Here is a 14,348-nt window from a genome sequence, read left to right as displayed (position 1 = left end):
GCCACCGGCTGGACACAAGTGGAAGTCCCGTGAGGGAATAGGGGTCATGCACCGGCACCCCGACCTCGACCCCTCCGCGAACCTGGAGGATCCTGTTGAATATTCCCTGAGGCCGCAGCGGCTCCAGGAATATATCGGCCAGGCCAAGGTGAAGGCCCGGATCGAGATCGCGCTGAAGGCGGCCACGAAGCGGGGCGATGTGCTGGACCACGTCCTGCTGTTCGGGCCTCCGGGCCTGGGCAAGACCACCCTGGCCCATGTGCTGGCCAACGAGATGGGCGCGCCCTGCAAGGTGATCCAGGCCCCGGCCCTGGAGAAGAAGGGGGACCTGGCGGCCATCCTCACCAACCTGGAGGCCGGGGAGTTCCTCTTCATCGACGAGATCCATCGTCTGTCCGCGCCCATCGAGGAGATGCTCTATTCGGCCATGGAAGATCGGAAGCTCGACATCCTCATCGGCCAGGGACCCAGCGCCCAGACCTTGAAGGTGGACCTCCGGCCCTTCACCCTGGTGGGGGCCACCACCCGGGCCGGCCTCATCTCGAAGCCCCTGCACGACCGCTTCGGCCTCGTCCACCGTCTGGAGTTCTACACCCGGGCGGACCTGGCCATCATCGCCCGGCGCTCGGCGGACCTGCTGGGCATCCACCTGGCGCCGGAAGGGGCCGAGGCCATCGCCCGCCGCAGCCGGGGGACGCCGCGCATCTGCAACCGCCTGCTGCGGCGCTGCCGGGACTACGCGGAAGTGAAGGGGGACGGCACCATCACCATGGAATCCGCAGAGGCCTGCCTGCGCCTCCACGAGGTTGACGACCTGGGTCTGGATGGCCTGGACCGGGACTACCTCCAGGCCCTCTGCCACAAGCACCGGGGCGGGCCCGTGGGCCTGCGGACCCTTGCCGCGGCCCTGGGCGAGGACGAAGGCGCGCTGGAGGACCTGGTGGAGCCCTACCTCATGCAGGTGGGCTTCCTGGACCGCACGCCGCAGGGCCGGAAGGCCACCGACGCGGCCTACGCCTACCTGGGAGTGAAATCGGACCCGGGGCCCCTCTTCCGCTGACGGCGGGCCGCTGATCAGAGCTTGGAGTCGAGCGTATCCAGGGCCTTCGGACCGGCGGGGGAGAAGGCGAGGGTGCCGCCCTTGGCGGTGCCGCTGGCGTCCAGGTTGCGGGTCTGGTCCCGGCGGACGCAGACGCCCTGCAGGGTGCCGCCCTCATCCACGACCAGGGAGCCGACCTCCACATCCCCTTCCACATAGCCGGTGCCGTGGATCTCGAGGCACTCGGTGATCTTCATGGTCCCCTCGGCCCGGCCGGTCACCACGAGGTGCTTGGCGAAGATGGTGCCCTTCACCTGGCCTCCGGGGGCGATGGAGATCTCCCCCGTGGAGTGGATGGTGCCCTCAATGGTGCCTTCGATGCGGAGGCTCTGGGAGCCGGTGTGGATCTCGCCAGTGAGCACCACATCCTTGCCCAGCAGGGAGTGGATGGCGGGCGCGGATTCAGGCTTGGACTTGCTGTTGCGGAAGACAGCCATGGATCACTCCTTCACGTGTCAGGACTTCTTGCCCAGCGCCCGGACCCACTGGCGCTGGAGACGGAGGTAGGGCTGGGGGTTCGTGGGTTTTCCGTTCAGCCGCACTTCGTAATGGAGATGGACGCCGGTGGCGTTCCCCGAGCGCCCCATGGTCCCCAGGATATCCCCCCTGGACACCTTCTGCCCGGTCTTGACGTTCACATGGTTCATGTGGGCGTACAGGGTCTCCTGCTCACCGTTGTGGCGGATCCGGACGCCCCAGCCGTAGCGGTCCATCCAGCCGGCCTCTTCCACTTCGCCATCGGCAGTGGCCTGGATCGGCGTATCGATGGCATTGCTGATGTCGATGCCGGTGTGATAGCCCAGCAGTCCGTCTCCAGCCTCGTTGGAGCGGGAGAAGGGGTTGACCCGTACGCCGAACCCCGAGCTGAGGTAGCCGGCCGTGGGCGGAATGGAGGGGGTGTGGGCCCAGGCCCGGAGCACGGGTTCCATGCGGGCCCGGACCACGGCCGCCTGCTTGGCCGTATAGTCCAGGTCCTGCCTGAGGCGGGACAGGCGCTCCTGGACGCCGGGGGGCGTCGGGGTGGGTGCGGGGGCTGGCTGGCCAGAGGGCGCAGGCAGCGGTGCCACGGCGGGAGCCTTGGGATCCAGCAGTTTCAGCAGTTCCGTGTGCTGCTGGCGGAGGGTGGCGACCTCGGCCTCCAGGGCCTGGGCCTGGTCCAGGGAGGAGCGGAGCTGTTCCTGCTGCTCCTGAGTCTCCTTCTGGAGCCGGCCGAAGCTCATGATCTTCTTGGTGGCCCAGAACCCGTAGCCCGACCCGATCATGGCCAGGGCCGAGAAGCCGGCCACGAGACCGATCATCCAGAGCATCGTCCGGCGGGTCAGGGACCAGCGGATGGTCCGGTGGCTGAAGACGACCATCACGGTGAGCCACCGCACGGGATCGGGACGACTGGATCGCACAGCGAGTCGGCGTTCGGGGTGGTGAGTGGACATGATTCCTCAGCATACCTGGGAATCTCCGAAGGTTCGACTCGCCTTCTTACAACGAACGATCTAGATGGGCATCAGGAGCGAACGCGAGAGCCACCATTCCAATGCGTGCCCCAGGAAAAACACGAGCCCCACCAGGCTGTTCAAAGTGAAGAAAGCCTGGTCGATCCGGGACAGATCCCCCCCCCGCACGAGCCACTGCTCCCGCGCGAGCATGGTCGCCACCGTCGCCCATCCTGCCCAGGACACGACGTGGCTGCCCATGAGCAGGTTGAACATGGCCCAGGCCGCCAGGGCCAGGAGGTGGAAGGCGCGGGAGAGCGCCAGCGCCCCGCTGGTGCCGAGCCTGGCCGGCACGGAATGCAGCCCCTTGCTGCGGTCGTAGTCCTGGTCCTGGAGGGCGTAGAGGATGTCGAACCCTGCGGTCCAGGCCAGCACTCCGCCGGAAAGCCAGAGGGCAGGGGGTTCGATGCGCCCCGCCACGGCGATCCAGGCGCCCAGGGGGGCGCCCGAGAGGGCCAGGCCCAGCGCGAGGTGGGCCCAGGAGGTGAAGCGCTTGCAGAGCGAATAGCCCAGGATGATGACGAGGGCCAGCGGGGACAGGGCCCAGGTCAGCGGCCCCAGGGCGCCCGCGGCCACCCCGAAGAGCACGATGCCGGCTCCCATCAGGGCCATGGCCCCGGCCCGGGAGACCCGGCCAGCGGGCAGGGCCCGGCCTGCCGTGCGGGGATTCTCGGCGTCGATATCCGTGTCCACCAGGCGGTTGAAGGTCATGGCCGCGGTCCGAGCGCCCACCATGGCCGCCAGGATCCAGAGGATGGTCCGCAGGGGCGGGATCCCCTGGGCCGCTCCCAGCGCTCCCAGGAAAGCGAAGGGCAGGGCGAAGACCGTGTGCTCGAACTTGATCATGTCAAGCAGCTCTCTTGCCTGGTTGAAGGAGGAGTGGCTCGTGGGCACGGGATCCGGCTCCTGCCCTGGGCTCGGCTCTCCGATCGGTTCCTGGACCCCTCCTTCGGGGCGGCCTGCTTCGGGGTCGGAGGGCTCTGGGGTCTGGTCTGGGTGGTTCATCAGGCTGTCCATTGGAACCATGATCCTGTGAATCCGGATCGATGTCTCGCGTCGGATTGCCCGGGGCGCCTGTCGGGAGGCGGGCCCTAGTCTTCGGTCTTCAGCCGATAGCCCACACCGGGTTCCGTCTGCAGGTACCGGGGGCGGGAGGGGTCCTCCTCGAGCTTGTGCCTGAGCTGGGCCATGTAGACCCGGAGGTAGAGCGGCTGGGCCCCGGCGACACCGCCCCAGACCTCCTTCAGGAGCTGCCGGTGGGTGACCACCTTCCCCGCGTGTCGGATGAGGGTGGTGAAGAGCCGGTATTCGAGCGGGGTCAGGTGGACTTCCTCGCCCGCGACCAGGACCTGGCGCCTGGCGAGGTCCACCTGCCACCGCCCGAGGGCGAACGTCGGATCCTCCGCGGCTCCAGGGTCGGCGTGGCGCAGCGCCACCCGGATGCGGGCCAGGAGCTCCCCCGTGCCGAAGGGCTTGGTGAGGTAGTCATCGGCTCCGACATCCAGCGCGCCGATCTTGTCCGCTTCCTGGCCCCGCGCGGAGATGACGATCACCGGCGTCTGGCTCCACTCCCGGAGGCGGGTCATGAGGTCGAGGCCATCCATGTCGGGCAGCCCCAGGTCGAGCAGGATCACGTCGGGCCGGTGCTGGATGGCCAGGGCCAGGCCTTCCTGGCCCGTGGCCGCCTCAAGGTACCGGTACCCGCCGCCTTCCAGGGCGACCCGGAGGAAGCGGCGCATCTGCGGCTCGTCCTCCACGAGGAGGACCTGGGGCGCGGAGCTGGTCATGCGCCCTCCTGGGGCATCGGCGGGGGCGTGCCCAGAGGCAGGCTGACGAGGAACTGGGCCCCGCCCCGGGGGTGGTTGACCGCCTGGATCCAGCCTCCGTGGGCGGTCACGATGCCCTTGCAGATGGCCAGACCCAGCCCGGCGCCAGGGCGGCTGGTTCCCGCCTCCCCCCGGGCCAGCTTCTCGAAGATCCGTGCTTCCTCACCAGGTGCGATCCCCGGTCCCTGGTCGGTGACCGAGAATGTGAGGGACTTCCCTGCGGCCCAGGCTTTGATGTCCACCGGGGAACCGGGCGGGGAGTATTTCAACGCATTGTCGATGAGGTTCAGCAGCACCTGCTCCATGAGGACTGCATCCATGGCCACGAGGGGGAGATCCTCAGGCAGGTGGGTCCTGACGCGCATGGCTTCGGTGGCCAGCTCCCGACGGTTCAGGACGGCGCCCACCACCTCCTCCACGGGGATCCATTCGGTGCGCAAGTTCAGGGCTCCGGCCTCGAGGCGCGTGATGTCCAGCAGATTGCTGACGAGGCGATGCAGCCGCTGGGCTTCCTCCTGGGCCGAGGTGAGGAGGTCGCGCCGGGTCGAGTCGGAGATGTCGGGGGTCTCCAGGGCCGTACTCACGGCTCCGGTGATGACGCCGAGTGGCGTGCGTAGATCGTGGGACACCGAACTGAGCAGCGCGTTCCGCAGGCGTTCCTCGTCGGCGCGCCGGCGATCGGCCGTGCTTTGTTCGGCCAGCAGGGATCGCTCCAGGGCCAGGGCCGTCTGGTTGGCGAAGGCTTCCAGCAGCTGGCGCTGATCCGGTTCCGCCCATTGGGGGGAGTCATCCGGGAGCACGCCCATCACGCCGAGGGTGCCTTTCGAGCCTTTGAGCGGCAGGTAGGTGGCGCGGGCTCCCGGAAGCGTGAGCGTGCCCAATCCGGCAGGCTCGTCATGCTCGAAGACCCACTGGGCCACACCCCGTTCCTGGTCGTTCAGGGGAAAGGCGAGGTGATGGGCAGGCGCCTCCAGCCGCCCGGAACCGTCCGGAAGCAGCACCACCGCATGGCTTTGGAACTGGGTCGCCACGTTTTGTATCGCAGAAGCCACCAGGGCTGTGGACCCCGCGCTGCGGGCCAGTTCCTGCCCCAGTCGGAAGAGGACCTGCGTCCGCTGTTCCCGGGCCCGCGCCAGGCGGGCCTGGGCCCGGATGCGCTCGGTGAGATTTCCGATGACCACCCCCACCAGGAGCATCACGGAGAAGGTGCCGACATGGCGGAAATCGGATACCACGAACGTGAAGTAGGGCGGCACGAAGATGAAGTCGAAGGCCGCGACGCTCAACAAAGAGGCCAGCAGGGAAGGGCCACGGCCAAACCGCGTGGCCACGACGAGAATGCCAAGCAAATAGATCATCACGATGTCCGCCAGTTCGGTGCGGCGAAAGATCAGGCCCGCGATGGCCGTCGCGAGCGCCACCGTGATGACGCTGAGCAGGTAGTTCCGCAGCGGACTCGTGATGCGAGACCGGAGATTGGGTGGATCCGCCTGTTTGGTCGTCTCGCCCGTGATGACGTAGATGTCGATGTCACCGCTGTGGCGGATGAGATCGTCCACGGGGGACCCGGCGAAGACGTCCACCCATTTGGGCCGTGAGGGTTTGCCCACCACGATCTTGGTGATGTTGCGGTCCTGGGCGAAGGCCAAGATGTCTTCGTCCGTCCTGCCTCCCCCTTCGATGACGACCGTCTCCCCTCCCAGTTTTTCCGCCAGACGGAGGTTTTCTTCGACGCGGTTCCGCTCTTCTTCGTTGAATTTGAAGTGCCGGGGCGACTCGACGTAGACGGCGACCCATGAGGCTCCCAGAGAACTCGCCATGCGGCGGGTCGAGCGGATGAGGCGCTCGGAAAGGCCATCCGGGCCGACGCAGACCAGGAGCCGATCACCAGCGGCCCAGGTCTTCCGGATGCCCTCCGATTCCATGTACCGCCGCATCTGGGCATCGACGTTTTCCGCCGTGTGGCGCAAGGCCAGTTCCCGAAGGGCGAGCAGGTTGCCCTTGCGGAAGAAGTGATCGCGGGCATGGCGGGCCTGGTCCGGAAGATAGACTTTGCCCTCCTTGAGCCGGACCAGCAGATCCTCGGGGGACAGGTCCACCAGTTCGACTTCGTCCGCCCGCTCCATGACCGTATCCGGGACGTTCTCCCGCACCGTGACGCCTGTGATCTGCGCGACGACGTCCTTGAGGCTCTCCAGGTGCTGGACGTTCATCGTGGTGTAGACGTTGATGCCCGCGTCCAGAAGCTCCATGACATCCTGCCAGCGCTTGGCGTGGCGAGAGCCCAACACGTTGGTGTGGGCCAGTTCGTCCATGAGAATCAGCCCCGGTCGGCGGGCCAGCGCGGCATCCAGGTCGAACTCCGGAAGGAACTGGCCGGCGTAGGCCAGTTCCTTCCGTGGCAGGATCTCCAACCCTTCGGTCAGGGCGGCGGTCTCACTCCTGCCGTGAGTCTCAACAACCCCGACGACAAGGTCGACGCCTTCCACGTTCCGCTCCCGGGCCTCGGAAAGCATGGCGTAGGTCTTGCCGACGCCGGGGGCCGCGCCGAAAAAGACCTTGAGCTTCGCCCGATTCTCCCGGGCCTCCTCTGCCTGGACCTTGCGGAGCAGGGCGTCGGGGTCAGGGCGTGGGAGAGCCATGCCCCTACGCTATCGGGATTTCTGGCGGTTTGCCCCAAACTGGTCGCCCAGGGCCAGGTTGAGCTTCATGACGTTCACGCGGGGCTCGCCCAGGACGCCCCACTGCGGGCCTTCGACATGCGCGGTCACCAGGCGGCGCACCGCGGCCTCGTCCAGACCCCTTGCCAGGGCCACCCGGTGAACCTGGAAGAACGCGGAGGCCGGGCTGATGTGGGGATCCAGGCCGCTGCCAGAGGCCGTGATCAGATCTACGGGCACCGGGCCCAGGGTTTCGGGATCGACGGCCTGTAGGGCCGCGACCCGCTCCGCCACGACCTTGTGGAGATCCGGGTTGCTGGGCGCCAGGTTCGAACCGCCGCTGTTGGCGCCGTTGTAGGGCAGGGGGCTGCGATTGGCGTCGACAGTGGCGGAAGGGCGGCCCCAGAAATCGCGGGGTGCCGTGAAGGACTGACCGATCCACTCGGAACCGATCACCTGACCGCCCCTGCGGATGAGGCTGCCTTCGGCCTGCCTGGGGAAGATCGTTCGGGCCAGGCCGGTGACAAGCAGTGGATAAGCCAGGCCGGTGATGGCGGTCAGGGCGATGAAGGAGACGATGGCAGGGCGAAGTTGCAGATTCATGGGGTCTCCTACGCAGCGAGGTGGAGGGCGACGAGCAGCCAGTCGATGGCCTTGATGCCGATGAAGGGCACCACCAGACCGCCGGCGCCGTAGATCAGAAGGTTGCGCTGCAGCAGCTGGGCGGCACCCACGGGCCGGTAATTCACGCCGCGCAGGGCCAGGGGGATGAGCACGACGATGATCAGCGCATTGAAGATCACGGCCGAGAGGATGGCGCTTTCGGGGCTGTGCAGGCTCATGACGTTCAGCGCGCCCAGGGCCGGGTAGGTGGCCACGAAGGCGGCCGGAAGGATGGCGAAGTACTTGGCCACGTCGTTGGCGATGCTGAAGGTGGTGAGCGATCCGCGGGTCATGAGCATCTGCTTGCCGATCTCCACGATCTCGATGAGCTTCGTGGGATTGGAATCGAGATCCACCATGTTTCCGGCCTCCTTGGCGGCCTGGGTGCCGCTGTTCATGGCCACAGCGACATCAGCCTGGGCCAGGGCTGGCGCATCGTTGGTGCCGTCCCCCGTCATGGCCACGAGGCGTCCGCCGGCCTGGTACTCTCGGATGAGCTTCAGCTTCGCTTCGGGTGTGGCCTGGGCCAGGAAGTCGTCCACACCCGCTTCGGCGGCGATGGCGGCCGCGGTAAGGGGATTATCACCGGTGATCATCACCGTCTTGATGCCCATGCCGCGCAGCTCGGCGAAGCGCTCCTTGATGCCGCCCTTCACGATGTCCTTGAGCTGGATCACACCCAGGGCGCGCGGTCCTTCGGCCACCACGAGCGGAGTGCCGCCCGCCATGGAAATTTGGTCCACGGTCCGGCGCAAGTCCTCCGGAAACGTGCCGCCGTGGGACTGGACGTAGTCCTCGATGGCCGAGGCCGCGCCCTTGCGGATCTGGCGCGCGCCCAGGTTCACGCCGCTCATGCGGGTCTGGGCGGTGAAGGGCACGAAGTGGGCGTCCAGGGCGTGGAGGTCGCGCTCGCGGAGGCCGTGCTGTTCTTTGGCCAGCACCACGATGCTACGGCCCTCGGGGGTTTCGTCCGCCAGGGAGGAGAGCTGGGCCGCGTCCGCCAGCTGCTGGAGATCCACTCCCTCAGCGGGCAGGAAGGCCACGGCCTGGCGGTTGCCCAGGGTGATGGTGCCGGTCTTGTCCAGCAACAGCACATCCACGTCACCCGCCGCCTCCACAGCCCGCCCGGAAGTGGCGATGACATTCGCCTGGATCATGCGGTCCATGCCCGCGATGCCGATGGCGCTGAGCAGGCCGCCGATGGTGGTGGGAATGAGGCAGACGAGCAACGAGACGAGCACGGTCAGGGTCACTGGATGCCCCTGTCCGGCCGCCCTGGCGGAGAAGATGGAATAAGGCAACAGGGTGGCCGTGGCCAGCAGGAAGATGATGGTGAGCCCCGCCAGGAGGATGTCCAGGGCGATCTCGTTGGGGGTCTTCTGGCGCTTGGCACCTTCCACCATGGCGATCATGCGATCCAGGAAACTCTCGCCGGGATTGGACGAGATGCGGATCACCAGCCAGTCGGAAAGCACCAGGGTGCCCCCGGTGACGGCGGAGCGGTCGCCGCCGCTTTCGCGGATGACGGGCGCGCTTTCGCCGGTGATGGCGCTTTCGTTCACGGAGGCCACGCCCTCGACCACTTCGCCATCCCCGGGAATGGTTTCGCCGGCTTCCACAAGCACGAGATCGTTGATGCGCAGATCCGGTGCATCGACAACTTTGTGCAGGTCTCGTCGGTCAGCTCCAAGCAGCCGCTTGGCTTTCACGTCGCGCTTGGACCGGCGCAGGGAATCCGCCTGGGCCTTGCCTCGGCCTTCCGCCATGGCCTCGGCGAAGTTGGCGAAGAGGAGGGTGAACCACAGCCAGAGCGAGATGGCCAGGATGAAGCCGGGCCGTCCCTCGCCGTGGCCAGCCAGGGCCTGGATCCAGAGGCCTGTGGCGAAGGCACTGCAGATCCAGACGGTGAACATCACCGGGTTCCGGAGCTGGTGAAGGGGGTTCAGCTTCTGGAAGGCGTCCAGCACCGCGCGCCGCACGATGGCGGATTCGAAGAGGGGTCGGGCCTGACGATAGGTTCCGACTCGCGCATGCGCGGGTTTTGGGAGGTCCTGCCGCGTGCGAGAGCTCATCGAAGGCTCCTCAAAGTCAGGTGCTCGGCGATGGGGCCGAGGGCCAGGGCGGGAATGAACGTGAGTGCGCCCACCAGGAGCACGACGCCCACGAGCACGCCGATGAAGAGCGGTGTGTGCGTGGGCAGGGTGCCGAGGCCCTCGGGAGTGTATTTCTTCTTCACGAGGGAGCCGGAGAGGGCCAGCACGGGCCAGATCACGCCGAAGCGACCCAGGAGCATGGCCAGGGCCAGGCCATAGTTGTAGAAGGGTGTATTGGCATTGAGGCCGCCGAAGGCACTGCCGTTGTTGTTGGAGGCACTGCTCCAGGCGTAGAGGATCTGGCTGAAACCGTGGGGCCCGGGATTGCTCACGGAGCCCACCGCCGCTGGAACGAGTACGGAGATGGCCGTCCCGATCAACACGGCGGCGCAGGGCAGGAGGATGGCGATGGAGGCCATCTTCATCTCGAAGGCTTCCACCTTCTTGCCCAGGTATTCCGGCGTGCGGCCCACCATGAGGCCGCCGATGAAGACGCCCACCAATGCGAACATCAGCATGCCGTAGAGACCCGAGCCCACACCGCCGAAGACCACCTCGCCCAGCTGTATGAGCCATACGGGCACCAGGCCGCCCAGAGGCGTGAAGGAATCATGCATGGCGTTCACCGAGCCGTTGGAGGCCGCCGTGGTGGCTGTGGCCCAGAGGGCCGAGGGACCGGGGCCGAAGCGCAGTTCCTTGCCCTCCATGTTCCCGCCGGGCTGCTCGGCGCCGGCCATCTGGCTGGCCACCTGGTTCGCGCCCAGACGCGTGAGGGCCGGGTTACCCTTCACCTCTGCCTGAGTGCAAACGACCAGGGCCCCGATGAATATCACCGTCATGGCGGCCAACAACGCCCAGCCCTGGCGGCGGTCCTTCACCATGTGACCGAAGGTCACGCAAAGGGCTGCGGGGATGAGGAGAATGCTCACCATCTGTGCGAAATTCGAGAGCGGCGAGCTGTTTTCGAAGGGATGGGCACCGTTCGCCCCGAAAAAGCCGCCACCGTTGGTACCGAGCATCTTGATGGCGACCTGGGAGGCCGCTGGTCCCATGGCGAGCACTTGTCCGCCCGCCGTGTGGATGTAGGCCGACAGGTTCTGAATGACACCCTGGGACACGAGGAAGAGGGCGAAGACGAAGGACAGGGGTAGGAGGATGTAAAGGGTGCTGCGCACAAGATCTACCCAGGCGTTGCCCAGGCCCGTGGCGCTGCGGCGCATGATGCCGCGCACGAGGGCCACCAGCACCGCGATGCCCGTGGCCGCCGAGATGAAGTTCTGCACCGCGAGGCCGAGCATCTGGGTGAGGTAGCTCAGCGTCGTTTCGCCGCCGTAGGCCTGCCAGTTGGTGTTGGTGATGAAGCTCACGGCCGTGTTGAGCGAAAGGCCCGTCGCCACGTTGCTCTGGTGCTCGGGGTTGAGGGGCAGATTCGCCTGCGTCTTCATCAAGAGGAACACCGCCGCCAGGCCGAGGAGTTTGATGAGGGTGATGGACCAGGCGTAGGCCTTCCAGCCCATGTCATCCTCGGGATGGACGCCCATGAGCTGGTAGAGGCCGCGCTCCAGATGGCCGAGGACGGGGTGCAGGAAGGTGCGTTCGCCCTCCAGAACCTTGGCCATGAAGCGCCCGAGGGGAAAGGCCAAGCCCAGCAGTAGCGCGATGTAGAGCAGGTTCTGGATCCAGGCGTGGCTCATTGAAACTTCTCCGGCTGCAGCAGAGCGAAGGAGAGGTAACCCAGGAGACCCAGAGCCAGCATGGAAGCGATGAGAAGGGAAGCGTTCATTGAAGGTGTCCTTAGGCGGATATGAATTGGGCTATCAGCCAGAAGAAGAGGGGTAGGAACATCAGGATCAGCATCCACCAGGCACTCCTTCGCCCGGTTTCTCCCTCGGTTCGTAGGTCGCGCGCGGCTCGGATGCCCAACCACGCGGCGAACGAGGCTAGGGGGAGAAACCAAGGCATCACGAGGTGCACGATGACTCCTGCGGTGGATCCGCCCTGCACGGACAGGGTGAAATGGGTCGGGCTGCCCGCTTTCTGAAGGGCAGCCGGTCCAACAGCATGGTTGCGACCGGCGTTAAGGCGCTGTTAGGAGTCAGGGCAGATCCGTTAAGTTGCCGTTGAGGCCAGGGGTTTGGTCTGAATTCCTAACGCCTTCTTAACACCCATTTGGCCACTCTATGGGCTGGCTGGGCCCGGCCTTGGTCAACCGGGTCGTTAGTGTCGTCACTCTGTCTGGCCCAACCCTGATGGCCCAACAAACCCAGGAAACCAAGGCATGCCCAATTACAGAACGCTGCTCCTGGGCCGCCGCCTCGCCAGCGAAGAAAGCCACGAGACCAAGATCAGCAACCCCATCGCCCTGGCGGTGTTCAGTTCGGATGCGCTGTCGTCGGTCGCGTACGCCACCCAGGAGATCATGGCGCCCCTCACGGCGGCCGTGGCCATCTACGGCGCGGGCGTGCTTGGCTGGTCGTGGTGGGTGGCCCTGGGCATCGTGGGCCTGCTGCTGGTCCTCAACGTGAGCTACCGACAGACCATCCACGCCTACCCCAGCGGTGGCGGCGCCTATCTGGTGGCCAAGGACAACCTGGGCGAGGTCGCTGCCCAGACCGCCGGGGCCTCCCTGCTGATCGACTACATCCTGACCGTGGCTGTGTCCGTCTCAGCGGGAGTCTCGGCCATCGTTTCGGCCTTCCCGGGATTTGAGGCCCATCGCATCTTCCTCGCCGAGGGCCTCATCGCATTCATCGCCCTGATGAACCTGCGGGGCGTGAAGGAGAGCGGGACGGTCTTCTCCATCCCCACCTACGGCTTCGTGATCTGCATCATGGGCCTCCTGCTCAAGGGTTTCTGGAATGTGGCCACGGGCCAGGCCGTGGTCGTGCACACCGCTGCGGTCCACATGGAAGGCACCACCAAGCTGGCCGCCCTCTGGCTGCTGGCGCGGGCCTACAGCGCGGGCTGCACGGCCCTCACGGGCGTGGAAGCCATCAGCAATGGTGTGACGGCCTTCAAGGAGCCCGTGTCAAAGAACGCGTCCAAGACCATGACCTCGATGGTGATCATCCTGGGTCTGATGTTCCTCGGCATCACGTACCTGGCCAATCACTACGGCCTCACCTACCACCCGGATGCCTCGGAAACCCTGCTTTCCCAGCTCACCCGGGCCGTTCTGGGCGGCGCCGAACACGGCTTTGCGAAGCTGGTCTACCTCACCACCACCGGCTTCACCATGGCCATCCTGGTCCTGGCGGCGAACACGGCCTATGCGGACTTTCCCCGCCTGGCGGCGCTCCATGCCCGGGACGGGTTCCTGCCCCGCCAGTTCACCAGCCAGGGGGATCGCCTGGTCTTCTCCAATGGGATCTTCATCCTGTCGCTGGCGGCCGGGTTCCTGGTGCTGCTCTTCGGCGCGAAGGAAGATCACCTGCTGCCCCTCTATGCCGTGGGAGTCTTCCTCGGCTTCACCATCAGCCAGGCCGGCATGGTCCGCCGCTGGTTCCGTCTCAAGGGCAGGGGCTGGCAGGTGAAGGCGCTGATCAACGGGCTGGGGGCCGTGACCACGCTCGTCGTCATGCTGGTGATCGCCGTGACGCGGTTTGCCCACGGGGCCTGGATCGTGATCGTGCTCGTGCCCCTGATGGTCATGACCTTCTTCAACATCCACCGGCACTACATCCGCATCAAGTCGATCCTTGCTGCGAGCCGCGTGGATTTTATCGGGCCCCGCCGGAACCGGGTGGTCGTGCTGGTGTCCGGCATCCATGCCGGCGTGGTGCAGTCCTTGAACTACGCGAAGGTCATCGCGGAACACGGCGAAGTCGAGGCGCTGACCGTCGACTTCACGGATGAGCACGGCCGGGACAGCGCGATGCTCGACAAACTGCGGTCGGATTGGCCGAGGTACAGCGAGGGGATTCCCCTTCGGGCCATCCGGAGCCCCTACCGGAAGGTGGTCGAGCCCATCGTGAACGAGCTGGAGCGCATGCGGCAGGCGGAGCCGGAATACACCATCACGGTCATCCTTCCCGAGTTCGTCACCGGGCACTGGTGGGCGAACCTGCTGCACAACCAGACCGCCATGAGGATCAAGGGCACGCTGCTCCTCATGCCCAAGATCATCGTGATCTCGATTCCCTACCACGTGGAGCCGCTGGTGGAGTAGGCGACAACCCGGTGCCGGCAGGGTATTCTCGCCCCCCTGGAACCGGTGCCCCTCTTCTCCCGTTCCAGGGCGAGCTGAACCGACCACCGACCCCCTATTGATCCACTGGAGGCTGTTATGGGAAACCTCGGACCGATGGAGATCCTGCTGATCGGCCTCGCGCTCCTGATCTTCTTCGGGCCGTCCCGGCTCCCGGAACTCGGGAAGAGCCTGGGCAAGGGAATCCAGGAATTCAAGAAGGCCAGCCGCGAGCTGACGGACTCGGTCAAGGAGGATCTGACGGACGAGAAGGACAAGAAATAGCCCCACCGGAAGAGTTGGAAGGGTTGAAAACAGAAGCGCCCGG

General features: G+C 66.3%; 12 protein-coding genes. 3 read left to right on the top strand and 9 right to left on the bottom strand.

Annotated elements, in window-relative coordinates:
* The first annotated feature begins 46 nt into the window (after positions 1 to 46).
* Positions 47 to 1,060, top strand: a complete 1,014-nt coding sequence (ruvB, locus tag QSJ30_RS06065; RefSeq protein ID WP_285607469.1) for a Holliday junction branch migration DNA helicase RuvB — start codon at positions 47 to 49, stop codon at positions 1,058 to 1,060.
* Positions 1,061 to 1,074: 14 nt separating this feature from the next.
* Here ruvB and QSJ30_RS06060 read toward each other — a convergent pair whose 3' ends face one another.
* The 9 genes from QSJ30_RS06060 to kdpF form a co-directional block, all read right to left on the bottom strand.
* Positions 1,075 to 1,536: a bactofilin family protein gene (locus QSJ30_RS06060; RefSeq protein WP_285607467.1), complete on the bottom strand. Its 462-nt coding sequence runs from the start codon at positions 1,534 to 1,536 to the stop codon at positions 1,075 to 1,077.
* Between the two features lie 18 nt (positions 1,537 to 1,554).
* Positions 1,555 to 2,532, bottom strand: coding sequence for a M23 family metallopeptidase (locus QSJ30_RS06055; protein WP_285607466.1), 978 nt, complete (start codon positions 2,530 to 2,532; stop codon positions 1,555 to 1,557).
* Between the two features lie 60 nt (positions 2,533 to 2,592).
* A complete protein-coding gene (locus QSJ30_RS06050; RefSeq protein WP_285607464.1) occupies positions 2,593 to 3,486 on the bottom strand; it encodes a UbiA-like polyprenyltransferase in 894 nt (297 codons plus the stop codon).
* Positions 3,487 to 3,683: 197 nt separating this feature from the next.
* Positions 3,684 to 4,379, bottom strand: coding sequence for a response regulator (locus QSJ30_RS06045; RefSeq protein WP_285607462.1), 696 nt, complete (start codon positions 4,377 to 4,379; stop codon positions 3,684 to 3,686).
* The gene (locus tag QSJ30_RS06040; RefSeq protein ID WP_285607460.1) at positions 4,376 to 7,060 is read right to left on the bottom strand and encodes a sensor histidine kinase; all 2,685 of its coding nucleotides are present in this window, start codon (positions 7,058 to 7,060) and stop codon (positions 4,376 to 4,378) included. Before QSJ30_RS06040 ends, QSJ30_RS06045 begins: the two co-directional genes overlap by 4 nt.
* 9 nt (positions 7,061 to 7,069) lie before the next feature.
* Positions 7,070 to 7,681, bottom strand: coding sequence for a potassium-transporting ATPase subunit KdpC (gene kdpC, locus QSJ30_RS06035; RefSeq protein ID WP_285607458.1), 612 nt, complete (start codon positions 7,679 to 7,681; stop codon positions 7,070 to 7,072).
* 8 nt (positions 7,682 to 7,689) lie between these two features.
* A complete protein-coding gene (gene kdpB, locus QSJ30_RS06030; protein WP_285607456.1) occupies positions 7,690 to 9,813 on the bottom strand; it encodes a potassium-transporting ATPase subunit KdpB in 2,124 nt (707 codons plus the stop codon).
* A complete protein-coding gene (gene kdpA / locus QSJ30_RS06025) occupies positions 9,810 to 11,528 on the bottom strand; it encodes a potassium-transporting ATPase subunit KdpA (protein WP_285607453.1) in 1,719 nt (572 codons plus the stop codon). The genes kdpB and kdpA overlap by 4 nt, the downstream gene beginning before the upstream one ends.
* The gene (gene kdpF / locus QSJ30_RS14485; protein WP_420798771.1) at positions 11,525 to 11,590 is read right to left on the bottom strand and encodes a K(+)-transporting ATPase subunit F; all 66 of its coding nucleotides are present in this window, start codon (positions 11,588 to 11,590) and stop codon (positions 11,525 to 11,527) included. The genes kdpA and kdpF overlap by 4 nt, the downstream gene beginning before the upstream one ends.
* Positions 11,591 to 12,112: 522 nt before the next feature.
* On the opposite strand from kdpF, the gene QSJ30_RS06020 reads away from it, so the two are divergent.
* Both QSJ30_RS06020 and tatA read left to right on the top strand, forming a co-directional pair.
* The gene (locus tag QSJ30_RS06020; protein WP_285607451.1) at positions 12,113 to 14,002 is read left to right on the top strand and encodes an APC family permease; all 1,890 of its coding nucleotides are present in this window, start codon (positions 12,113 to 12,115) and stop codon (positions 14,000 to 14,002) included.
* A gap of 117 nt (positions 14,003 to 14,119) precedes the next feature.
* Positions 14,120 to 14,305, top strand: coding sequence for a twin-arginine translocase TatA/TatE family subunit (tatA, locus tag QSJ30_RS06015; protein ID WP_285607450.1), 186 nt, complete (start codon positions 14,120 to 14,122; stop codon positions 14,303 to 14,305).
* Positions 14,306 to 14,348: the final 43 nt, after the last annotated feature.

The sequence above is a fragment of the Geothrix edaphica genome (genome assembly GCF_030268045.1).
GTDB classification, from domain to species: domain Bacteria; phylum Acidobacteriota; class Holophagae; order Holophagales; family Holophagaceae; genus Geothrix; species Geothrix edaphica.
Note: the sequence above shows the minus strand (reverse complement) of the source record. Positions and strands in the feature narration are given on the sequence as shown.